Source organism: Pseudomonas sp. St386 (genome assembly GCF_018325865.1).
Taxonomy (GTDB): Bacteria; Pseudomonadota; Gammaproteobacteria; order Pseudomonadales; family Pseudomonadaceae; genus Aquipseudomonas; species Aquipseudomonas brassicacearum.
Genome location: NZ_AP021900.1, coordinates 1,027,981 through 1,049,517, shown reverse-complemented (window position 1 = coordinate 1,049,517; position 21,537 = coordinate 1,027,981). Strand labels below are relative to the sequence as shown.

Annotated in this window: 16 protein-coding genes; 2 read left to right on the top strand and 14 right to left on the bottom strand. The window is 58.6% G+C overall.

All coding sequences use genetic code 11. From position 1 onward, the window contains the following. The 3 genes from ampE to KI235_RS04535 all read right to left on the bottom strand — a co-directional run bounded on the left by ampE (position 1) and on the right by KI235_RS04535 (position 3,669). Positions 1 to 837 carry a regulatory signaling modulator protein AmpE gene (ampE, locus tag KI235_RS04545; RefSeq protein ID WP_003197737.1) on the bottom strand — a complete coding sequence of 279 codons (837 nt, stop codon included), beginning with the start codon at positions 835 to 837 and terminating at the stop codon, positions 1 to 3. After that, positions 834 to 1,394: a 1,6-anhydro-N-acetylmuramyl-L-alanine amidase AmpD gene (gene ampD / locus KI235_RS04540; RefSeq protein ID WP_003197735.1), complete on the bottom strand. Its 561-nt coding sequence runs from the start codon at positions 1,392 to 1,394 to the stop codon at positions 834 to 836. The genes ampE and ampD overlap by 4 nt, the downstream gene beginning before the upstream one ends. A 64-nt stretch (positions 1,395 to 1,458) precedes the next feature. After that, positions 1,459 to 3,669, bottom strand: a complete 2,211-nt coding sequence (locus tag KI235_RS04535) for a DUF1631 domain-containing protein (protein WP_013692255.1) — start codon at positions 3,667 to 3,669, stop codon at positions 1,459 to 1,461. Positions 3,670 to 3,895: 226 nt separating this feature from the next. Between KI235_RS04535 and nadC the strand changes: the two genes are divergently transcribed. Continuing rightward, positions 3,896 to 4,744, top strand: coding sequence for a carboxylating nicotinate-nucleotide diphosphorylase (gene nadC, locus KI235_RS04530; RefSeq protein ID WP_003197731.1), 849 nt, complete (start codon positions 3,896 to 3,898; stop codon positions 4,742 to 4,744). A 38-nt stretch (positions 4,745 to 4,782) separates the two neighbouring features. Here nadC and KI235_RS04525 read toward each other — a convergent pair whose 3' ends face one another. Then, the gene (locus KI235_RS04525) at positions 4,783 to 5,088 is read right to left on the bottom strand and encodes a DUF6388 family protein (RefSeq protein ID WP_003197729.1); all 306 of its coding nucleotides are present in this window, start codon (positions 5,086 to 5,088) and stop codon (positions 4,783 to 4,785) included. Positions 5,089 to 5,395: 307 nt separating this feature from the next. Here KI235_RS04525 and KI235_RS04520 point away from each other — a divergent pair, with 307 nt between their 5' ends. After that, positions 5,396 to 5,944 (top strand): hypothetical protein, encoded by a 549-nt coding sequence (locus tag KI235_RS04520; RefSeq protein ID WP_003197727.1) that lies wholly within the window; start codon positions 5,396 to 5,398, stop codon positions 5,942 to 5,944. Between the two features lie 156 nt (positions 5,945 to 6,100). Here KI235_RS04520 and KI235_RS04515 read toward each other — a convergent pair whose 3' ends face one another. The 10 genes from KI235_RS04515 to KI235_RS04470 all read right to left on the bottom strand — a co-directional run bounded on the left by KI235_RS04515 (position 6,101) and on the right by KI235_RS04470 (position 21,530). After that, a complete protein-coding gene (locus KI235_RS04515; protein ID WP_212795560.1) occupies positions 6,101 to 8,083 on the bottom strand; it encodes an acyltransferase family protein in 1,983 nt (660 codons plus the stop codon). 155 nt (positions 8,084 to 8,238) lie between these two features. After that, on the bottom strand, positions 8,239 to 10,173 hold the full coding sequence (locus tag KI235_RS04510) for a hypothetical protein (protein ID WP_212795559.1): 1,935 nt from the start codon (positions 10,171 to 10,173) through the stop codon (positions 8,239 to 8,241). A 67-nt stretch (positions 10,174 to 10,240) separates the two neighbouring features. Beyond that, a complete protein-coding gene (locus tag KI235_RS04505) occupies positions 10,241 to 12,790 on the bottom strand; it encodes a hypothetical protein (protein WP_212795558.1) in 2,550 nt (849 codons plus the stop codon). Continuing rightward, positions 12,787 to 14,556 carry a hypothetical protein gene (locus KI235_RS04500; protein ID WP_244864285.1) on the bottom strand — a complete coding sequence of 590 codons (1,770 nt, stop codon included), beginning with the start codon at positions 14,554 to 14,556 and terminating at the stop codon, positions 12,787 to 12,789. The genes KI235_RS04505 and KI235_RS04500 overlap by 4 nt, the downstream gene beginning before the upstream one ends. After that, a complete protein-coding gene (locus KI235_RS30330) occupies positions 14,553 to 16,943 on the bottom strand; it encodes a hypothetical protein (RefSeq protein ID WP_244864284.1) in 2,391 nt (796 codons plus the stop codon). The genes KI235_RS04500 and KI235_RS30330 overlap by 4 nt, the downstream gene beginning before the upstream one ends. After that, the gene (locus KI235_RS04490; protein WP_212795557.1) at positions 16,943 to 17,503 is read right to left on the bottom strand and encodes a hypothetical protein; all 561 of its coding nucleotides are present in this window, start codon (positions 17,501 to 17,503) and stop codon (positions 16,943 to 16,945) included. Before KI235_RS04490 ends, KI235_RS30330 begins: the two co-directional genes overlap by 1 nt. Continuing rightward, complete coding sequence (locus KI235_RS04485; protein WP_145902416.1) at positions 17,491 to 17,835, bottom strand: hypothetical protein; 345 nt, start codon at positions 17,833 to 17,835, stop codon at positions 17,491 to 17,493. Before KI235_RS04485 ends, KI235_RS04490 begins: the two co-directional genes overlap by 13 nt. Then, positions 17,822 to 20,479 (bottom strand): hypothetical protein, encoded by a 2,658-nt coding sequence (locus tag KI235_RS04480; RefSeq protein ID WP_212795556.1) that lies wholly within the window; start codon positions 20,477 to 20,479, stop codon positions 17,822 to 17,824. The genes KI235_RS04485 and KI235_RS04480 overlap by 14 nt, the downstream gene beginning before the upstream one ends. Then, positions 20,479 to 21,111, bottom strand: coding sequence for a hypothetical protein (locus KI235_RS04475; RefSeq protein ID WP_212795555.1), 633 nt, complete (start codon positions 21,109 to 21,111; stop codon positions 20,479 to 20,481). Before KI235_RS04475 ends, KI235_RS04480 begins: the two co-directional genes overlap by 1 nt. Continuing rightward, positions 21,108 to 21,530, bottom strand: coding sequence for a hypothetical protein (locus KI235_RS04470; RefSeq protein WP_212795554.1), 423 nt, complete (start codon positions 21,528 to 21,530; stop codon positions 21,108 to 21,110). Before KI235_RS04470 ends, KI235_RS04475 begins: the two co-directional genes overlap by 4 nt. Positions 21,531 to 21,537: the final 7 nt, after the last annotated feature.

Here is a 21,537-nt window from a genome sequence, read left to right as displayed (position 1 = left end):
TCAGGCCAACACCGTCCACAAGGCAAACCCGGCATACCAGAGCAGCGCCGCACGCAGCAGCAGTTCCCAGAGACGGTCCAGGCTGTTGATACCGTCCGGGCCGGCGACGGGCCGGGGGATCTCGCCTGCCACCAGGCCGACCTTGTCGATAAGGTCGGCGGCGCTGATGTTCCAGTTCAGCAGCTCATGCAGCATGACCCGGCTGACCGCGACGAAATTGCCCACCAGGGCGAAGCTCGCCGCCAGCAACCGCACCGGCACCCAATCGAAGGCATGGCGCATTTGCGCGGCCCGCTCGGCCACACCGGGGTTCTGGCTGTGCTCGGCGGCCAGCGCCAGCAGTCGATAACTCAGGGCCGCGACCGGGCCCAACACGAAATACCAGAAAATCACCGCGAAAAAGCTCTGGTAGGCCTGCCACAACAAATGCCCTTGGACCCGCTCCAGCAACTGCTCACCGTCATTGGCTTCAATGTCCAGGTCGCGCTTGGCGACATGGGCCGCCGCTTGCAGGTCTTCCCGACGCCACGCGTCGCGAAACGGCCCGAGGCCGGCCAGCAGATCACCGCGCCCCAGGCTGTAAATCACCACCAGCAAATGCACCGGCAGCGCCAACAGACCGTAGGCCACCGGCTCCAGCACCCACAGCAGCAACGCCAGCAGCGCCACGGGCAGCAAAACCATCACCGTCAGCACCAGCCAGGGTCGGTTGACCCAACGTGGGCTCGCCTCGAGCTTGCTCAGCTCGTGCAGCCAACCGCCGTCGCGCTGGACCCGCTGGCGCAAGGCCGAGAACTTCTCGATCCAGACGGCCAGCAGCAACACCAGAAAACTCATTGTCCTTCCCCTTCTGTCAGGGCCGCGCGGTAGCGCACCCAGTCGAATGCCGGTCCCGGATCGGTCTTGCGCCCCGGTGCGATGTCGCTGTGCCCGCAGATACGCTGCACAGTGATCGCCCTGAACGCCGCTTGCAACTGCCGGGTCAGGTCCACCAACGCGGCATATTGCGCATCGGTGAACGGCAGATCATCCGTGCCCTCAAGCTCGATGCCCAGGGAAAAATCGTTACAGGTCTCACGCCCCTCGAAGCACGAGACACCCGCATGCCACGCACGATCCAGACAAGAGACAAACTGGGTCACGGCGCCGTCACGCTCGATCAGAAAATGCGCAGAGACGCGCAGGTCGGCGATACCGACAAAGTAGGGATGTTCCGTGACATCCAGACGATTCTGGAAGAATTCCTGCACCTTGCCCGTGGCGAATTGTGCCGGTGGCAGGCTGATGTTGTGGATCACCAGCAGGGAGATTTCGCCTTCGGGGCGCGCATTGAAGTTGGGCGATGGGCAATGACGTATCCCCTCGCACCAACCGCTCGCGGAGTCCAACTGCATACAGGTTCCTTCGATGACGACGGTGAATGCCGCCAGTATGCCGTGATCGGACCGGGCAGCGCGATCACTTGCCGCGATTGAGCTGGCGCAGATTGCCCAGCACCGACTCCAGCGCGCGGTCGAACAGCAGGGTGTCGTCCAATAGCCGCGCCGCGCCACGGCGAAACTCCAGAGCCAGGCTGGTGCGGCTGTGCTCCAGCACCTTGAGGCCGGTACGATTGACGAAGACGTATTTGCCGGTGGCCTCGATGATCGCCGCCAGCTTGCAACGCAAGGTGTTGTCATCGTCCTCCTGGAACTCGACCCAGCTTCCCAGGTGCAACTGGTCGACCTGCAGCAGGCCCACGTCATCGGCGGGCAAATGCACCGCCACGCTCTCCCCCGCCGACTTTTGAGGGGGGCGCAAGACGATTTTTTCCAGCACCTCGACCATGACCGGTGAAGTGAACGACTGGGCCTGTTCCGTCGTTTGGCCCGTGCGTTCGAGCGCCTGCACATGCAGGGCTTCCAGTTCACTGAAAAACTCGCTGGTGGCGAACGGATCGAACGCCGAGCGACTCAAGCCTTCACGCAGGGCCTTGAGCAGTTCGGGCACCATCGCCAGCAAACGCAGGCCGGCATCGGATTCATCGTGAGGCTGGACGCTCCAGATCAATTGCTCCAGGGTCAAGACGTCGGCCTGCCACTCGGCGGAATACTTGCCATGCTTGAAGCACGTCAGCAGCAACACCTGGCTCCAGGCGTGTTGCACGAACTCCACCACGGCTTGCGGCAGGACTTTGCCCAACATCACCTGGTTCAGCGCCCCTTCGACGCGCTGGCGCGCCAGTTCGGCCTTGGCCCGGCCCTCTTCGGCATCGCGGATGCGCTGTTCGAGCAGCTCACTGCGGCGCCGCTCGTCACTGGTGAAGGCCAGGAAGTCGGCCAGCAGTTCGGAGAAGATCGCCGGGTCATCGACAAAATCATTCAATAAGCGCTGCACCACCTGCTCGATGCGCAGGTAGAGGCTGTCGCGCTGATGATCGTCGCAATCACCCCAGCCCATGGCCGCGGCTGCGATTTCGTTAAGCAGCCGCCGGGCGGGATGATTGCCACGGCTGAAGAAACTCTTGTCCTGCACCGCGACCTTGAGCATCGGGATTTGCAGGCGGCCGATCAGGGCCTTGAAGGAGTCTGGCAGGTTGTGATCGTCGAGGATGAATTCGAACATCATCGAGATCAGGTTGATCACGTCTTCATCGGCGCCTTCGACCACGCGAGACTTGCCACTCCTGACGCTGACCCGGGTCAACAGCTGTTCGAGCTGGCTACGCAAATCGAACTCGTCGTGAACGGTAGGTGCAGGCACGTATTGCTGCAAATGAGAGAGCAGCCGCAGCAGGTCACGGGTGGAAATCGGCTGGGGCGGCACGCTGGGTTCCAGGGTCGGCGCCACAGTGCCACGCACCTGCATCAACAGCTTCTGCAAGGCGGCGAACACTTCCTGCACGCTGTCATCAACCTCGGCATCGCTGGGCTTGGCAGCCATCTCGGCGTTGGGCCTGGGGCTATCCTCGGTGCGATCCGACGCCCGGCGCGCCAGCGTAACCTTGAGCTCTGGCAGGATGCCGGTGGCGGCCAGCAACTGGTTGGCCTCGGTATAGAGTTGGTCGCAATCGCTGAGCACATAACGCTCGAACAGCTTGAGCAGGATCAGCTTGACCTTGATTTCCACGCCCAGGTTGCGCCCGGCCTGCAGGAACTTCTCGCACAGCAATGCCGGGCTCAAGGGATTGTGCTGATTGGCCAGCGGGCGGGCCAGCAGCACACTGAGCCGTGCCGTCAGTTGTTCCAGCGACACGCCATCGCGCCTGAGCACCCGAGTGACCATCGCCTCGACCGCCAGTTGCCGCTCCAGGTCGTCCTGGGAGCGCTGGATTGGGCTGTCTGCCAGGTTCGGCGCCAAGCTGGTGTGGGTCAAGTCGTATTGGGCGAGGCTGACGAAAGTCTCGAAAAACTGCTCGATAAATTCACGTTCGATGCTTTTGCGCTTCAGGCGCAGGTCCCGCATGGCCTCGAAGTACAGGTTCTGCTCGACGTCGTCGCGCGCCCGGTCGGCCATTTCAAACAAGGTGTCGTCGGCGTTATCGAACAGCCCCTGCAAGCCCAGGCGCAACTGCTGGGCGGCCTTGTCGCGAACCTGAAGCAGAATCACAGGCAGGCGGGCGAGCGGCGAAGGATTCGCCTGATCGGTAGCGACCTTGTGCAAAGGCACTACATTCCCGTCGTTGTGCATCCTGGCCTCCTGAAACGGCTTTCTGCGGCTCATAACGTCAAAGCTATGACGTCAATCGAAAGGCGGATTATCGGGTAAAACAACCCTGTCGCACCAGCACACTCTGTGATCCATCTCGAAATACGGCGCAATAAGTGACCGGGGAAATGAGGAAATGTTGCGAGGACGCGACCAAATGCAGGTTTCGACACCCTATAATCAGGCCACTTTGTTTGTGGAGCCCGTTATGCCGAATCTACGCCTCGCCGATCTGACCGCCGAAATCGAAGCCAACGTGCGCCGTGCGTTGCTTGAAGACATCGGCAGCGGCGACATCACCGCGCAACTGATCCCCGCCGAACGCCTGGCCAAGGCCACCATCATCACCCGCGACGCGGCGATCATCAGTGGCACGGCCTGGGTCGATGCCGTGTTCCGGCAACTGGACCCGCGTGTCGCGGTGCATTGGCAAGTGCGCGACGGCGACCGGGTCAACCCCGATCAAGCGCTGTTCCATCTGGAAGGCCCGGCCCGCTCGCTGCTGACCGGCGAACGCAGTGCGCTGAACTTCCTGCAAATGCTTTCCGGCGTTGCCACGCGGGCCCGTTACCTGGCCGACTTTGTCGCCGGCACCCAGGTCAAGCTGCTGGACACCCGCAAGACCCTGCCGGGGCTGCGCCTGGCCCAGAAGTACGCGGTCACCTGCGGTGGCTGCCATAACCACCGCATCGGCCTGTACGATGCCTTCCTGATCAAGGAAAACCACATCGCCGCCTGCGGCGGGATCGCCCAGGCCATCGCCGCCGCCCACAAGATCGCACCGGGCAAACCGGTGGAAGTCGAAGTGGAAAGCCTGGCGGAATTGAAAGAAGCACTGGCGGCCAACGCCGACATCATCATGCTCGACGAACTGAGCCTGGACGACATGCGTGAAGCCGTACGCCTCAATGGCGGCAAGGCGAAGCTGGAAGCCAGCGGCGGGATCAACGAAAGCACGTTGCGCCCGATTGCCGAGACCGGGGTGGACTACATCTCGATCGGCGCGATGACCAAGGATGTGAAGGCAGTGGATCTGTCGATGCGCTTGAGCCTCTGACAACAAAAAACGCCAGCCTTGAAAGGCTGGCGTTTTGTTCAGACCACCAGATTGTTCATCTCGCAGTACTCATCCCATTCCACACCCAGCACCTCGGCCGCTTCCTTGTGCAATGCAAGGCGCTGCGTCTCGAATTCTTCAGGCGTGCTGGTGTACTTGAGCGTCAACTCCCAAGGCTGCAGCCCCTGGGCTTCGGCCTCGTCCTCGAACGCCCATTGGATCTGGTCTTTCTGATCGTCGGCAGACAAGTCCTTGATCTCTTCCAGCAACTGGGGCGCATCCAACACGTACTTTTTCAGAGCTTCTTCGTGCCTGGCTTCCTGGGTCAATTCTTTAACAGTCATGGCGTTCTCGTTGATCTGGGGAATGGAAGATGGATCTGGATCATCAAGGATCTCTCTGACGCAAAAAAACCGTGTGAAGCCCGGTCTATCTGGCCTTCAGAACCATTCGGGGATCATCTGAAAACTGCTGGGCGATGCACATGCAGGCAATGAATATAGGACGTTTTGCCGACGATTTACACGGTTCTTTACATCTATCCCACAAAAAAAACCATGCGCATGAGAAACCAGGAGAGCCTGGGAACATCTGTCAAAATAACCAGTCATAGCCATGTGCCATGCCGGCACTTCACAAGGAACCCCAGTGATGCGCAGCTTTTCGAAACGTTCGTTGACCCGGCTTGCTACCGCGACCTTGCTGCTCGGCAGCCTGACTTTGGTCGACGCTGCCCAAGCAGCTGTTGAAGTCTCCTCTGATGGGCCGTCTTCCGACGACGCTATTCCTGCCCTTCGTTATGACCGATTTGATAAGTACGTACTCGTCAAGACCAATGTCAGCGTCAGCGCCTTGGAAAACCTGCCAAAAACCGTAAAGAACAATGCTGAAGAACTGGAAAACCAGAAACGCGTCCTCAGCGAGCAGGCCCGTCAGATCGAAGAACTCAAGCGCAACAGTGGCTCCAGCTCCACCTCCAGCAGCAAGGAAATCGACGAGCTCAAGCGCACCATCAAGGAACAGGAACGCGACCTGAACGATCTGGGCAAGCAAGTGGAAGAACTCAAGCGCAATAGCGGCTCCAGTTCGAGTTCGAGCAACAGCGAGATTTCGTCCCTGAAACGGGAGCTCAGCGATCAGGATCGCGAGATGGATCAGCTCAAACGCACGGTCGAGGATCTGAGCAGGAAAGTGAAATAACGAGGGGAATGGTGCCCGAGACAGGAATCAAACTCGGAGAAAACTGCCCAGCATTTACTGGGCATTCTAGAATCGCTATCAGCCAAATGTACTAATCAACGTACTTTTTAGGATCCGCTGGTGGCGGCCACCAGCGGGCCAATAAGTTGGGTTACCTCAATTCGTCGAACTGGCCGAGGCTTCAACCAGGGAGGTTTTTATATCGACATCCTCTGCGAATTTCCGTAGCACTCTTTCCGATCCGGCTTCTGCCAGGTGCCCCGGGTCAAAGAAAGTGAGGTTCTTTCCATCGTAGGCCATGCACTCAAGCGGGCTCTCAGGCTTGCACAGCGCCGAGGATGGATTGAAGTACGTGAACCCGCGCTTTACCGAAAGATCCTTGATGATCGTGTTTGAGCCTCGATAGTCCAGAGTGTTCAGATACCTGCTCTCGCTCGAAAAACTGATCTTCCGCGCGATGGACTGTACTGGGTGTGCATAAAAGTCTGGTGTATTCCCAAACACAACAACCGTTGCCGGCGTCTTGCCTAGCGAATCGAAAAAACCATTCAACGACTTCATCAGGACATCGCCGCTCAGCACCTTGAACGACCCGATCCAATTCGCCCCAACGATCAGTACATCGCCTTTCTTGAGGGTTGGCAGGACCGCATTCACAAACTGGCCGGAGAAGTCCGTGCAGCGCTCGGCAGACTTTGGCACGAAAAAGTCAAAGGGCCGGCAGCTCGTCCCGGTCCACTGCCCGATGTCGAACCCGGCGTCAGCGTAGACCTTTCTCACACCACCCATGAGGTGGGCCGCCTCGGAATCGCCAAAGATCACCAGGCGCCGACCAGAGCTGACGGGCTGATCGCACTTGTTGCTGATCAGGACATCAACATTCTGATCGTAATCAATGAAGCACTTGCCAAGGCCGTAGATTTTCATGGTGGTTTTGTAGTCGGCAACAGCACCCATATGGGCGGCAACCTCTTGCGGGAACTGGCGGCCCGCGAGGCCGTCCTTGCTGTAGGTAACAAATCCAACCGCGCCGACAGCGGCCATCAGCCCACACAGGGCCACGGCCTTGTACTGGCCATCGCTTCTGCGAAGTGGTTGCTCAATGATTTTGTAGGTCATCCATGCGAGAGCGATCGATGCGGCGACCGATGCGACTCTAGAAAGGATGCTTGGCGTACCGCCCTCTATGATCCTGGCGAACGTCAATAGGGGCCAGTGCCACAGGTAAAGCGGAAAGCTGATCAGACCGAACCAAACGAGAATTTTGTTGGATAAAACATAGCGATTGAGAAGCGCCGAAGGGCCCGCTGAGATAATCAGGACCGCCCCACAAACAGGGATCAAGGCCCATTTGCCCGGAAACCCTTCCTTGCTGATGAAGAGGAACCCAAGCGCAAGCAGTAGCACCCCGAGCAACGATTTGATGTTTGAGCCAAGCACGCTGCCGGAAAGCCTGGAATAAGCTGCCATGGCTTTACTTGCAGGAAGATATATCGCACACCAAGCCAGCATGCTCCCGCACAGCAGTTCCCAAAATCTTGTCTGCGGCGAATAGAAAGCAGAAACAGGATCTTGCCCGACCTTGTTTAAATTGAGGGCGAAGAAGGCAGCACCAAGGATCGCCGTCAGGGCGAGAAGGTTTGACCGAAGCTTCCAGGCGACGAACACCGCAACAGGCCAAAACAAATAGAACTGCTCCTCAATACCCAGGCTCCACAGGTGGAGCAGTGGCTTTGTCTCGGCAGAGTTGTCGAAGTATCCGGACTCGCGCAGCAGGGTCAGATTGGATACGAAGCCGGCGCCGGAAGCGATGTGTTTGCCAAGCTGCGCATACTCGTCGGCGAGCAATGAATACCATCCGAACACGTAGCAAAAGACCAGCACCGCCAGCAGCGCAGGGAAGATCCTTTTAACTCGGCGCGCATAGAACTCAGAAAAACTGAAACTTCCAGCATCAAGGCTTTTGAATATGATCGTGGATATCAAGAATCCAGAGATAACAAAAAAGATGTCAACGCCTATAAACCCGCCGCGAAGCAAAGTTGGGAATGCGTGAAAAACAACAACGGACAAAACGGCAATAGCTCTAAGACCATCTATGTCAGGTCTGTATTTAGGATGCTGCAAACTTGAGGTCATCAGTCTTTTCTATCCATGGTAGACAAGGCAGGCGGGGGCGGGATTATCAAGAATTTGTATCGTACTTGATTCACTCACCCGTGCCTATGGCTGGCCGTGAGGCATCCCGGTAACGCGACACCATAACTCCCTGCTGATGATGTCGCGTCGAGCCGTTAGACCACGATGCGCAGATCGCCCGCAGCGGTCTTGTACGCAGCCCCCGTGCCCAGGCCGCCCGCTATAGCTGTGGCGTTATCGGCGTAGGTTGGCACGGTCATAACCACGCCATTGGCTTTGATGCGAAGCTTGCTGCTTCCACTGTTCCGCATGTCGATATCGTCGGTGGTGTCCAGAACCTGTATCCCAGTAGTGTAGGAGACCGTCAGACCATTCAGTCGCAAGCTGCCAGCAAATGCCACATCGGTAGTCGCCGGGTAAGTGTTGCTGAAGATCGTTCCGCCGATGGCGCTCAAATCCCCGTCCAGAACAACACCGTTCTGGCTGGTGAATTTCGCATTAAATTGCGAGTACTGCCATGTCGGCTGAACAAGCCCGATGGTTACCACGCTGGTAGTAATGTCCCACAGGTTGTTGAGTGAGGCTACCGACTCACCGGAAGGCCCAGCAAGTGCATATTGGTTGCAAGTGCCGGTGTGCTTCACGGTAAACGAGTTCCCACCAAGGGTTCCCGTAGCGCCCAGAAATGCGGTGTGGTCACAAAGGTAATCACAGTCTCCGATGAGGTTGACCTCTACGGTGTTATTGTTGCCTCGGTTTATGCGAATCGGGGTGCGGATCTTTCCGTAGGCAGTGGTATTGATGATATCTACGGTAATCTTGGCATTGCCAAATCGATCGATAATCACCGCGCCGTAATCGAGTTCGGTGCCAACAACATCTTCGCGCCCGCAGTTTATTGCGGTCACCTTGATATCGCAGTTGGTGCTTTCTGGGAGAGGTGTTCCGGAGGTCTGATGCAATACGGTTACAACGCGACCACAGTTCCTGGCAATCACATCGTATTGGACGCCAGTACTCACGCGGTATTGGGTTACAACGCTGCCCGACATTAAGTTAGGGATGCCTGCCGTTGAAGTTGCCGACGTGCAGTCGTCAACGAATAGGCCGACAACTTTGATATCAGCTACCCCGCTTTCAAAGTTAAGACCTTTGCCGCCAGCGCCCAGCACGGCAGATGTACCGCGCCGGCAATTTTTCACGTGCCCACCATAAACCCGTACTCGTTCACAGTTGGTGCCGGCCAGACCATTTTCACCAGCGATGAGCGCGCCGGGCCAGCCGATATTGTTGCCGTCAACCCGAGGATTGTTCAAGGTCACATCAAAGACCCTGCCAGCGGCCAAGTGATCGCCAGAGAAAACAACAAGGACTGCGCCGTTGGTGGTATTGACTGTGGCCTTCAAGTAGCCAAGCCCAGTCCAGGTCATAGTGACATAGGATTTCACATAGATTGAGTCGCTGACCAGATTGTCAGCGTTGCAATCCATGATGATTTCTCCGCCGCCAGAAAGCGAAACTACGTTGATAAGCGCCTGGAGCGCCAAGGTGTCATCACCACCCTGGCCGAGCCCGGCCAGCGATGCGTAATAAGGCAGCCTTGCAAGGGTTGCCCGCAGGGTATTCCCATAGCGGGAGTCGCCAACCATGCCGGTCCCTTTATTCGGGTCGGTATGGTTCAAGAGGTCTTGGAGATTCCCCTGATTGAAGCCACTCTCGGTTTCAAACTCAATGTCAGATGTCCCAAAGAGTACCGGAATCGGCGTGGTGAGCCTCCAGATAAGCGGGATGCTATCCGTAACCAGCGTGCCATATACCGCGTCAAGCGAGCCGTCAAAGTCCTTCGCGCGCTCCCAGGCCGTGGTGCGGCAGACATAGATGCCGTTTTGCTTTTTATCAAGCTGCCCGTTTACGCCGATGCGCTCGCCATCAAGGGCGGTGTGCGCCACCGATGATCCATCAGGGGTAACCGCGTTGATGACCTGTTCGCCAACCAAAGTGATCGGGGACGAGGTCATGATCTTGATCGGCGGCTTTACAGCGACGGACGTAGTAAGCCCATCAATACGACTGATCATGGTTGAAGGCATGGATCTTTCCTTTCTTCTGGACGAAAAAAAGCCCGCTCAGTGGCGGGCTTGATGTGGGCTGTTTGGTTTACCGGGCGATGCCCAGCGGGTCGGCGTAGCTCTGCGATGGTTTGATCAGGAACTGCTGGCCGTTCTCCTTCTGGATTCGCTGCTCGGTTCGGCGCAGCGACCCTGGGTTCATGGCCTCCTGAGCCGAGTAGAGAAATAGGTGATTAAGGGCGATGCGCGTATAGAAGAGATTCAGGAATGGCGTGTTGTTCAGCGCCAGATTGAAGGAAGAGGCTGCAGCGTCATCGCCGGAGCGCACTTTGTTCCACAGGTCGACCGTACTGGCTACCGTACTCAGCGCAGGCCCTGCCACGGACTCCAGCGGCCTATTCCCGAAGCGACTCGCCTCGCCGAACAGGTAATCACCGAATATCCCGAACCCGCCGCCCTGCACCATCGCCGCAATCCACGTCTTGGGATCGTCCGCCGGCCGAGGCTCGCGCCCCTTGACCGCATCCTTTGAGGCCATCGACAAGTAGCCGAACGCCGTGGTCCATATCATCAACTGTGCAAGACCCAGCTTTTCGCCGTTACCGTTGCGCAGGGCGGCGATCAAATCCTTGCTTCCGCGATACCCCTGGCCAAGTGGCGTGGGCGCGTACCCACGGCCATACAGCTCTCGGCCGAGCGTCTTCTGCATGTAGGCGGCGGGAAAGCTCTTGAACTGGGTAACGAATCGAAGTAGGTCGCCGGGTACGGTGCCCGGGCGGGTTCCCTGGTTCATGATCGACCGCGTCCGCGCATCTGGCTCAAGTACTGCGTAACTCACCCGATCATTGACGTAAGCGCGCAGGCTGCGTTCCAGCCCTTCGCGCTCCTCACGAATTGCCGCGTCGGAGACTTTGCGCCCCCGGCCTTCCAGGTACGCGCTGATCTTCTCGTCGGGAATATTGGCAATGCCGTCGGTGGTCATGTAGTCGCGGCCATCGGCCATGCGGGTGTCCATGCCGCGCAGAAGGTCCCACTTACCGGCATCCAGGTCGTACAGCTCCAGCGCGCGGCGAAAGCTCGAGTCAATGGTGCCCCAGGCCCGGCCTTTGTTTTGGGCCAGGTTGTGGGCCATCATCAGGCCCGCGCTGGCCTTGTTTGCGTCAGTCCACCAGGACAGGCCGTTCAGCTTGAAGAACAGCGACATGCCCCGCGACATCTTCCCGCCCACCGAGTCATCGGCAGAAAAGCGCCGCATGATCTCGCCCCGCATCGAGTCGGCATATACGCCGAAGCTTGACAGGATCTCCTTCTGTTCCTTGCTTCCGCGCCCCTTGACCAAGCCGGCGGTCATTTCCCCCAGCGAACCCAAGAAGCTTTTCCCCTGGTACCGCATTTCGCTCGCAGCCACCGGCAGGTCAGTGAAGCTCGACAGCAGCGCGCCACCAAGCTTTGACAGCGACTGCCAGGCTCGAACATTGGCGGCTACCCGGGCGCCCCATGCGCTACCAGGAATGCGAGTTTTCCCGCTAACCTCCGCGAACCGGTTCTTCAGCGTGGTTTCCCTGACAGTCCTGAAGTTGCTGGATGCCGCGGTATCGCCCGACTTGTCCAGGTCTGAGGCGATGATATCCATTGCCATTTCAAGGTTTGCCTCGGGGTTGGTTCCCAGTCGGCGCATGATGGCGGTGTTCTGTCCGGACAGATCCAGGCCGCGCAGAACCGCCTCGCGCAAGTTGCCGGTGCCGTACTGCTGGTTGTATTCGTGCCAGGCCACGCCATCCTTGAAGTGCAGCACTCGTTCCTGACTGATCTTCTTGGCGATGTTGGCCGGGCCTTTGAATCCATTGGGCTTGGGAGCGTCAGCGGATTTCAGGTGGTTGCCGGTCACCAGGCCGTTATAGACGCCGCGCAGGAACTTGGATTCATTGGCCACGCCGTCGAACGTCTTTGGGTCAAGGCGCGGCAGGATATCGGCCGCCCACTTGTCAAACCCGGCCGACCCGATCTTCTCGCTGTCGTGGCTCTGGCGGGCGATGTAACCGGGCATCTTGCCGATACTGGCCCCGGCACGGTTCGCATCGATGCGCGCCGCCTCCTGATATTTCTGGATGATCTTGGCGATACCCACTACCTGATCATTCAGCTTCGAGGTGTCCAGGTCGTTGCCAATTTTCCACAGTGCATCGGCGATATCGACATCGGAGCCACCGTTGGCGAGCACGGCCGTCAGGTCTTTGCTCTCCAGGTCATGAATCATGCCGCCGATGTATGCATCGCCCAATGCCTTCTGCTCGGCCGCAACCGACAGGCGCGCCCCGGGGCGGGCCAGGTTGGTGCCCACCAACAGCGATTCAATGCCGAGGTCCGGGCGGTCGGCGAAGTTGTTGCGCACGAACGAAACGATCTCGCTCCGCCGGCGCAGGTTGATCAGCGCATTGCGGCGCTCAATCAGCGCGGCATGCTGAGCCTGCTTGCCCAGTTCATCGGCGGCGCGCAGGGTTGCCTGCTCCATGCCAAGCGCCCCTTCCCTGGCCATGATTTCCTTGGCGCGCCCGCGTAGCAGCTCGAAAATCTCCGTAAGCTCAGTGTCATCAAGGTCGCCAGCGGCGGCCCTTACAGCGTCGATGCAAGGATTCATTGTCCGTTCCTTATGTCGCACACGGCAGCGGCGCGGTATGCCTTCGAGTAACGCTCTGCCCGTTCTGCCTGCGCGGCTGCAAGGTCTGCCTCCTCTCGGCCGGCAGTCAAAATGGCGGCGCGGTCCGGCTCTGGTAGCTGGGTCAGCATTTCATTGACCAATGCCTCGTCCTCGTCAAACGCCTGCTTTGCCGATTCAAGATCATCCTGTCCGCCAGCCTTTACTTGTCCATCGGTTTGCAGGCTTTCGACCTGGCCCTGCGGGTCCACACTCCTCGCTGTCGGGCGCCTGACATATTCCATGGCGGCGCCGGCCTTGGATGGCGCCTCCAAGTCAAACAACGCATTGACGTCGATGTCTCGCCCGCTGACGGCCTGGGCTACGGCGCTACGCAGCGCACTGTCGCGGACGGTCCAGTCGGCGGCCTCTGCTGTTTCCCGGGCAGTGCTGATCGCGGCGCCGAGCGGACGCTGCTGATACCCCTGCATGATTTGCTTGGCTCGCGCCTCAATCTGAGGACGAAGACGCTCAGGAACCTGACCTCGCTCAATCAGGCCTAGGTCGCGGCGATCAAGCTCGCCCACGCGATTACGCTCGATCATGGTGTCGATTTCAGCCTGGCGGACGCCGATCTGGTCGCGCTGCACGGCAATGCTTTCCCGGGCTGCGCGCTCGGCCTGCTTGCGGCTCATGCGCTGACCCTGGAATTCTTTCGCAAGCTCCCTGAAAGAGTCGTCGAGTGATTTATCCTGCGCAGACAGGGATGAGCGCTCAGCCTGCAGGTCGGCGACGTTACCCACTCGCTCACCGGCCAATGTCGGGCGGATCTCTTCGATAGCCTGACGTTCGGCATTGCGGTACAAGTTGGCGCTGTCAGCCTCAAGCTGGCGCGACAGAGTGGTCCGCAGCGCGACATCAGGATCCTCGTCGAGCATCCGCCCGAAGTCTGCAGCGCGCAATGAGGGTCCTGTTGATGATGGCTGTCGATCAGCTGCATTCAGAACGGTATCGACCGTTGGCGCTTCCGTGGCGATCCGCCGGCGCAGCGCATCCGATACCGCCCCGCCAACACTGTGCAGGCCGCCACCCAGCACTCCACCCAGAGCAATGTTTGCCAGAGAATCGGAAAGGCCATACTCGGTCTGGTCCATGCTGGCAGCCAGGAGCGGGAACGGCTCAATGATCGCGGCGCCGACAGCGCCCTCCACCGCCCCCACGCCAGCCCTGACGCCAGCGCGAGCCAGCGGACCAGAAGCGCGGGCCAGCATGGCGCCGTACCGCGCCGGGCCAACTACTGGAACGAATGCCGACGCGATGTTGAGAGGGTCCAGCAGTGAAGCGGCCAGACTGGCAGCCACCTGTGTGCCCATGGAGCCGCCGCTGGCCCGGGCCAGAACCTGCTGACGCGCGGCCTGCTCCCGGTGCCGCCCGACCAACACATCGAGTGCCCCTTCGCGGATACCCTGATCTGGGATTTTTATGTCCAGACCCATTCCCGCCACACGATCACGGGCCGCCTGGGCATCGAGCATTGGCGTTTCCGGCGCAGCGCGGCCAGCATCAGGGGCAAGGTAGGACTCTGGCCCCATGACCATCGCCCGGCCTTGCTCCTGCCCGGTCAGTTCTTCCGCTCGGGCCAGCGAGTTGCTCGGATTGGTATCGAGAGCTCCGCCGAACGCCGCATCAAACACTTCGCCTGACTCGGCTGGAATGTCCAGCATCGTGCGCCGATTAAGGACCGGTGCATCACCTGCAAAAATCGTCATGGCATGATCACCGTTGGGGCAACTCGGTATTTCCCTGGCTGTTCCAGCCCCTGGGATTGCAGGGTATCCCACGTGCGGATGATGGGCTTGCCGTCCTTCCCAAGTAGTTGGTAGCCATTCAACGTCAGGGCCAGGCCGCTTTCGTCATTGGTAGGGATCCACTGTCCACCTGATTGCAAGGCGTCATGCAGTTGCTTGGCATTCTGCTCGTCGGTTACCCCGTCAAAGCCAGGAAGTGGCATCAGCTCTTCAGGCTTGATGGTTCGCAGGGCACGATCTGCACCGCGGCTTACTGCATTGGTGTCCAGGGTTTTCGGTACACGGTAGGTGCCGAAGAAGTCGTATTTGTCATTGACCATGCCATCGACAACTCGTTGAGCGGCATCCTTTGGACTATCGCCTTGCAGAACGTAGGATTTGGCTGTCTTGACTGCCGCCCGGTACATGGTGCTGTAGGTGTTTGTTCCGCCAGATTGCCCTTGAAGCGATTCGGCGAACGGCATCATGGCGGCCTGAACGCTTTGATTGATCTCGTCTTTCCTGCCTTTCTCCAGGCCGATATCCAAATCCTTGTCGGCAATGATCGCGACGGAGGCCATTCGCTCTGCGACGTCCTTCGGCAGGCCGGTCGCAATTACCTGAGCCTCGGCTGGCAACTTGCTTCCGACCTGCTGAAGCACGGCTGGGAAGTCCTTGCCCCACTTCTGCGCCTCTTGCTCGATCAGCACCGCAGCACTCTCGCCGCCATGGAGCTGCTGATTGAAGCTTACCGCGAACTGATCAGCAGCTTCTTTCGGCAACAGTTTCGGCTGAGCAATGCCCAGGCGCCGCTGCTCAGCCACGGTGGTGATGGCGTATGCCTGGTAGGCTTCTGGCGTGCCTTCTTGCTGAGCCTTGGTGAAAGCCTCGTTGACGATTGGGCTGTACTTGGTGGCATAGGCCGCCGGGTCGGTCTCGCGTTGCTTGATCAGCCCAACGGCTACATTGGTCAGGTGCTGATAAATCTGCGAGTCTTCTTTGAAGCCCGCCCCGACGGTGGGTGCTCCATATTGACGCGCCTGCTGCTCATGGAGCGACTCAGCATAGGCTGTCGCATCATTCGGATTATCGAACTTACCGAGGTGCTTTCCAGTTTTAAGGTAGGCCTTGATCGCATCGTCGTTACTCATGATCTTGCCGTCATCACTGACGGTTGGGATCAGGACCTCCTGCCCATCAAAATTCACCGACATTGACCGGACGGTACTGATTGAGCCATCGGAGTTTTTGACGGTCGGCCTTGCGTTCAAATCGATGTTGCCCTGCTCAAGCATGCCGGAGGCTTGATCTCCGAAGAACACGCCCATTTCTTTCTTCGTTGGATTAAATTTTGTCAAAATACCCTGCATTTCCTTAGGGTCAGCAGTGGCTAGTTCTCGAATCGCCGGGGCCGTAGCCTGGATCTTCGCAAAAGACTTGTATTCCTCGCCGGCCTTCTCGCCATAGGCGGCCTTGAAGTCGGCCGGGCTCGGCGGGTTATCGAAGTCCAAGCCCTGTGAGTAAGCCGTAGTAGCATCTTGCACGCGGCTGCTCAGCTCCATCCGGTTGATGGCCTGCAACTGCCGAGCCTCGACCTGACGCTGGCGGGCCTCGGCAGCCAAACGTCGCTGCTCCATTTCGATCTGGTTTTCCGCCTGCATCTTCAGTTCGGCACGCTTGTCCGTTGGGATCATGTCTGCGATCCCTGGCTTGCTCAGCGCAGCAAGACGTCCAGACGGGTCAAGCATCTGTACCGACGCAAGGGCATAGTCCTCGGTTGCGCCCTGGCGCATCCTGACGGCCTCCTGCTCAGTCAAATAACCACGATCACGGGCGCCCTCGATAGCTTCGGTAGTCGATTTGATCACGCTGGCCCGGGCAATCTCGTCCGTGGACTTGAGCGCCGCTTCGCGGTTCGAGGAAATGGTGTCCATCAAGGCTCCCCGCCCGACGTCCACCTCCTTGCTCTTGGCCTTCCTGGCTACGGCACCGATGCCACGCTGGATATCCAGGTCAAGCTCCTGCTGAAACAGCGCGCGGTCGCTCGGGGAGCCGATCAGTGCGACGGCCTGGTCCCGCGCCTTGGTCATTTTTTCGGTGTAGCGTTTCTCATATGTCGGGTAATCCTGATCCTGGTCAAGCTCGTTCTCGGCTTCGATCTGGGACTTGAGAAAGGACGACTTCGCCAGCGCGAAATTGTACTTATCCTGTTTCTGGATTGCCTTGTCAGCAAATTCCGTCAATGCACCGCCGATGGCCTGGCCTACCTGAGCATTGGCCCGCGCCATCTGCGTGCCGTCGTATGTCGCAACACCGCGCGAGGCCTGTCCAACCGGTAACGGCGCGTCAATGCTGGGCAGCTTTGGCATTACATGTTCCTCACGTAAGCGGGGTTGTTATACAGCGGAGTTGATTGACCCTGCGTATTGGTACTGGCTGTACCAGTCTGGGCAAGGCCAGATCCATATTTCGATGCAAGACTGGCTACACCTGAGATCAGCGTGCCGGTGGCCGCCCGCTTACCGGCAGACTCGGCTTGGTCGCCGCTGTAGCGAGTAGCGGTTGCCTGGGTCTCCAGGCCTCTGGCCGCCTGCTCGCCGTTGAACATATCCACTAGCGCGGCGTATTCGCCTTGGCCTTCCAAGTCAGCGATGCGATTCACCACATCAACGGAGCCAGCACCGCCTGCGGCAGCCCCCACGGCCTGCGCGCGTGAGGCAGCGATTCTTCCCTGGCGTCTAGACTCCATCGCCCGACGCTGCGCCATGGCTCTTTGGGCATTGGCATTGTCGTCGTACTGTTCGGCGGCAAACTTCGTCGCATCGTTCTGGGCGGCTCCGGCGTCCCGCTGAGCTTTCATCGTGCTCACGGTCGAAATAACCGTACCGGCAGCCGCAATGTAGGGGAGTGCCGCGGCTAGGAATGCCATACGTAATATTCTCCGTCTTGTTCAAAGCCGAGATAGGCGAGAAATCGGGCCGATGTATCGAGGTCTTCGTCACGGATCGCATAAATCGGGCGCCGCTTCTTTTCCATGATGGAGCGCATCATGCGAGCCCCGCTGATGATGGTTTTCTTGAAGGACGATGCTTCTTCTTTGAAATCGCTGAAGCAGATCAGCCGACCGCTGTGCTCATACAGCCCGGCCACGGCCAGGATCTCGCCGTCCACGTCCAGCACGACGGCCTGGACTGTGTGGCTGATGGGCTGGCCGTAGAACTGGGTCAGATCAGCGGATGACGCCCATCTAGCTCTTGTCATTGGTTTCGATAACAAAAACGGCGCCCAAGACAGTAGCCGGCCTTGGCGATGCGGCCTCAAGGCAGATGCGAGCATCCGTATCCCATGACCCTGGAAACTCGATCGTCTCATTGTCGTAATCTGCCCAAACACTTTCGGTTGGCGTTTGGTAGTTTTCAATGTCCGGCAGGTCATCCAGGGTCTCGAAGTCCTGCCCAAACCGAACACCTTTGCGGTGTGTGTCGGCGAGCACGAAGCCGATCTGAGATATCCGTTTTTTCTGAAGCAGCGCCGCGCCGAGCGATGAGGCATAGGCAAGCTTCGAACTCTTAAACCTGGCGCGATAACCAAGTCCGGCAACAACATTCGAAGCGGCCACGTCAAGGGTGATGTTTCCTCCGGAAACAGTCTTGTCACCTACATCATCACCATCAGCCCAAACGGTAACCACCTTTCCTTCGAGGTGGCTCAGGCCGCCGATCATTTTCGTTGGCAGCCCCTGGTACACGACGTGCGCATCGGCGCACTTAGAAATTTGTCCGCCTCGGCACTCCGCCTCACGAGCCCATTTCTCGTAGAAACGGACCACGCTGCCGTTGATCGTGCGCTTCACGATGTAATAAACGTTGTCCTCGACATTGCCAGGGAGAACGGCGACGTCCTCAACCTCGCCGTCGGTTTCGAACATCACGAAACACCGGACATTTTCCAGTTTGTCGTATACCAGGATCGCTACTTTGCCGTCGCCGCGAACGCAGTGAACTCGTGTGTCAGGCTGACGTTGGACGGCCAACAGGTCTATCGATGGCTCCCCAATCTCAGGACACAGGAGTGTCAGTTCGGCGCTGCTATAGTCGTAGACGTTTCCGTCAAATGTCAGCTCAAACAGCTTCGTTCCGCTCTTCTGAACGAAAAGCCCGAGGCTGTCGACCTTGATTCCCGCAACAGCAGCAGAGCCCTGGGTTGAACACTCCTTGATGTTGTAGTTGTCTGGCGTCAACGGTTCATCGAACGATGATGATCTGGCCGATATCTCGGCACCCTGCCCGCCAATGACCAGGCGTTGGAGCGGAAGCAGCCAGTTGATGGTGTCGACCGGCCCGGAGCCAATGTTTCGATTGATCGGTCCGGAGTCACCCTCGGTCTCCGGATCGAAATTATCAAACGCGTCCGATACGGAGCCCCAGTTCTTGTCCTTGCCGGCCCACCATAGGCGTCCCTCGTACAGCGCCGTTGACGTAGGCCAGCCACGCCTGTCGGACCAGGCACCCTCAGACCAGACCTCGGTAGCTGTTGTTCCGCCCAAGGCCTTCAAAACCTCAGCCTGAACCTGGGTTTCATTTACAAACGCAGTGACCCGGGCAACGCCCGTGATACTTCCGAGGGAGTAGATCAACTGCACCGAGATAGTGCCAGAAGTGTACTCGCCAGTTTTTACGCCGATCCGGTAGAAGATGATCTGATTGTCCAGTTCATCGTTGAAGGATCCAGCCGTCGGGATGGTGAATGACTCAATGTCCTCCCAGGCACCCACGGCCCCAACGCTTCGCTGGAGCCTGACCGTCGCCGTAAACGCGCCAGTCACCGAACGAGTGAAAATCCGCGTACCCCCCACGCCTGTGATCCTGATCGGATCGGAGAACTGGTTATCGCCAGTGATGGTGGCAGTTACCTTTTGACCCACTGATGAAATCTTATAGATCGACGACACGTTGGTTGTACGGAAGATTGGCGTGGATGAGTTCAGGGTAATGTTGCCGACAAGCCCGCTCGCGGTGATTGTCGTGTTGGAGGTGTTCTCCAGCATGTATGGCCCGGTACTGGACGTGTAGAGCACAACTGACCAGGAGTTGCCGCTGCGGCGCTCGATGCGGCGTTGCTGATACCCGTCGCAGGCCACGAAAATAACGTCGCCCGACTGGGTGTGGCGAAGCCGGTACAGATCCGTTTCGGCCCATGGTGCGGGAACCACTACCGGCCCAGCAGCCTCAACCGCGATTGACTCGACCAGGGCGGCATTAATGGTTCGGTTCATCAAGCTGATGTGGAAGTTTGTCGACGGTGTGAACGTGATGGAATGCACGCCAGGGCGCAGGGAAACCTCCCGCAAGAAGTTATCCGCCCCGGCAGTCGAGCCAACCCTAAGCAGTACAGGGCCGCGACTAACAACGATCCGAAGTGCATGCTGCTTGTTTGCATCGTCAAGGCTTACTGTTACTTCCTGGCGGCGAATTGCAGCGTTCGGACCGGTCCCTGCGAGCGACATGGCACCGGCTGACCAGGCAGAGGTGGCTCCAGCTTCATCCGAGTCAGTCCATCCAGACAGGTCGGTTGTGAACTCGCCGTTTGTGATGACGCTCGTTACAGCGATCCTCTCAACGATAATGTCGTTGACGCGGATGCGCATTGAGCCCGCGCTGAATTCCAGCATCGCTGTATCGATCGTTGAGAAAATAAATGGAATCATCTTGGAAAGCAGATTATTCCGGGTCGTCCCAAGGTAGGAAGTTCCTGGCCGCAGCATCATCGGCCCGAGCATCCGCGGAAGCCAGTTGGTTTGCTCTTCAGCGGACAGGGCCATGCGCTGCAGGTCAACGCGAGCAAGCGCAAGCTTTGAGATTATTCCGCGATTGAACGCCTGGAACAGGACAGATTGCTTTGCCATTACCGCCCCCGATCCCTGCGATTAACTCCGCCAAACTTGGACATTACCCAGGATCCCATGGGCAGCATCTTGGTAGGCTCGGTCATGGAGTCTTTCGACATAGCGTCTTTATGGCGGTCCATCAGGAGCCGCCTGATCTTCTGCTCGGTTGACTCGGACTTGTTGAGCGCGGAGCACGCCTCCGTAGCGAAATAGGCAGCCACGTACTTCATGAAGGTCTGAGGCCATAGCGAAAGGTCGTAGCCGTAGTTGACGTGATTCGACACGTACTTCACGAAAAGCGACTCATCATCCGCAAACCAGAACCCGGCCTCGTCGGTGTAATGCAGATTCGGCGTGGTGAAGAACTCGTCGGTACACACTGAAGTAACGCGCACCAGGTCCTCCGGCTTGTTGAACGCGTACCGATACCCGAACGGCGGTTCAACCGATGGCGAAAAGGTGATCTCCACCGACCGCATCGCGAACTGCCATTGACCCTGCTCAAGCACATAGTCAATGGCGCCGGCGTCCCAAACTGTATCCAGGATGCGGCGCGGCTCGCGGTTCTCAGTCAGCGAGGCGAGTTGACGCTCCCCAAGCAACCGAAGAGCTTCGTTGTAGATGCCCAGGCGAGCCGCGGCGGGAGTCATGCCACAACTCGCAGGTGGTCAGTGAGCCACTTGTGGGCCGAAACCTTATCAACAGCCCCTTCGTGCAAGATCGCATTGTCCGATTCGCGGATTACGCGGTACTTGGAGTGCGGGCCGGACCACTTGACAATATGCCCTTCGACTTTTTCCGCCGCCGGTCCTTCCTCGTTGAGCTCAACCAGGTTGATCAGGCGAACCTTGGCCCAGTTGCGGGAGGCCTGCATGACCAGGAGTTCGGCGTAGAATGCGCCGTCTTCTGCGCGCACCTCGATCTTGTCCCAGGGCTTTAGGCTGGTCGAAACGTGCGCCCAGTAATCGAGCTTCGCCAGGTCTTCAGGCTTGGTGCCGGCCTCGGCCGTGACAGCCCAGCAGCTACGAACATAGTCGGCTTGGGTAAAGCGAGATTGGTTCAGAGACATGATGTTC

Coding starts and splice junctions, on each gene's coding strand:
- ampE (WP_003197737.1), bottom strand. CDS start 837: ATGAGTTTTCTGGTGTTGCTGCTGGCCGTCTGGATCGAGAAGTTCTCG.
- ampD (WP_003197735.1), bottom strand. CDS start 1,394: ATGCAGTTGGACTCCGCGAGCGGTTGGTGCGAGGGGATACGTCATTGC.
- KI235_RS04535 (WP_013692255.1), bottom strand. CDS start 3,669: ATGCACAACGACGGGAATGTAGTGCCTTTGCACAAGGTCGCTACCGAT.
- nadC (WP_003197731.1), top strand. CDS start 3,896: ATGCCGAATCTACGCCTCGCCGATCTGACCGCCGAAATCGAAGCCAAC.
- KI235_RS04525 (WP_003197729.1), bottom strand. CDS start 5,088: ATGACTGTTAAAGAATTGACCCAGGAAGCCAGGCACGAAGAAGCTCTG.
- KI235_RS04520 (WP_003197727.1), top strand. CDS start 5,396: ATGCGCAGCTTTTCGAAACGTTCGTTGACCCGGCTTGCTACCGCGACC.
- KI235_RS04515 (WP_212795560.1), bottom strand. CDS start 8,083: ATGACCTCAAGTTTGCAGCATCCTAAATACAGACCTGACATAGATGGT.
- KI235_RS04510 (WP_212795559.1), bottom strand. CDS start 10,173: ATGCCTTCAACCATGATCAGTCGTATTGATGGGCTTACTACGTCCGTC.
- KI235_RS04505 (WP_212795558.1), bottom strand. CDS start 12,790: ATGAATCCTTGCATCGACGCTGTAAGGGCCGCCGCTGGCGACCTTGAT.
- KI235_RS04500 (WP_244864285.1), bottom strand. CDS start 14,556: ATGACGATTTTTGCAGGTGATGCACCGGTCCTTAATCGGCGCACGATG.
- KI235_RS30330 (WP_244864284.1), bottom strand. CDS start 16,943: ATGCCAAAGCTGCCCAGCATTGACGCGCCGTTACCGGTTGGACAGGCC.
- KI235_RS04490 (WP_212795557.1), bottom strand. CDS start 17,503: ATGGCATTCCTAGCCGCGGCACTCCCCTACATTGCGGCTGCCGGTACG.
- KI235_RS04485 (WP_145902416.1), bottom strand. CDS start 17,835: ATGACAAGAGCTAGATGGGCGTCATCCGCTGATCTGACCCAGTTCTAC.
- KI235_RS04480 (WP_212795556.1), bottom strand. CDS start 20,479: ATGGCAAAGCAATCTGTCCTGTTCCAGGCGTTCAATCGCGGAATAATC.
- KI235_RS04475 (WP_212795555.1), bottom strand. CDS start 21,111: ATGACTCCCGCCGCGGCTCGCCTGGGCATCTACAACGAAGCTCTTCGG.
- KI235_RS04470 (WP_212795554.1), bottom strand. CDS start 21,530: ATGTCTCTGAACCAATCTCGCTTTACCCAAGCCGACTATGTTCGTAGC.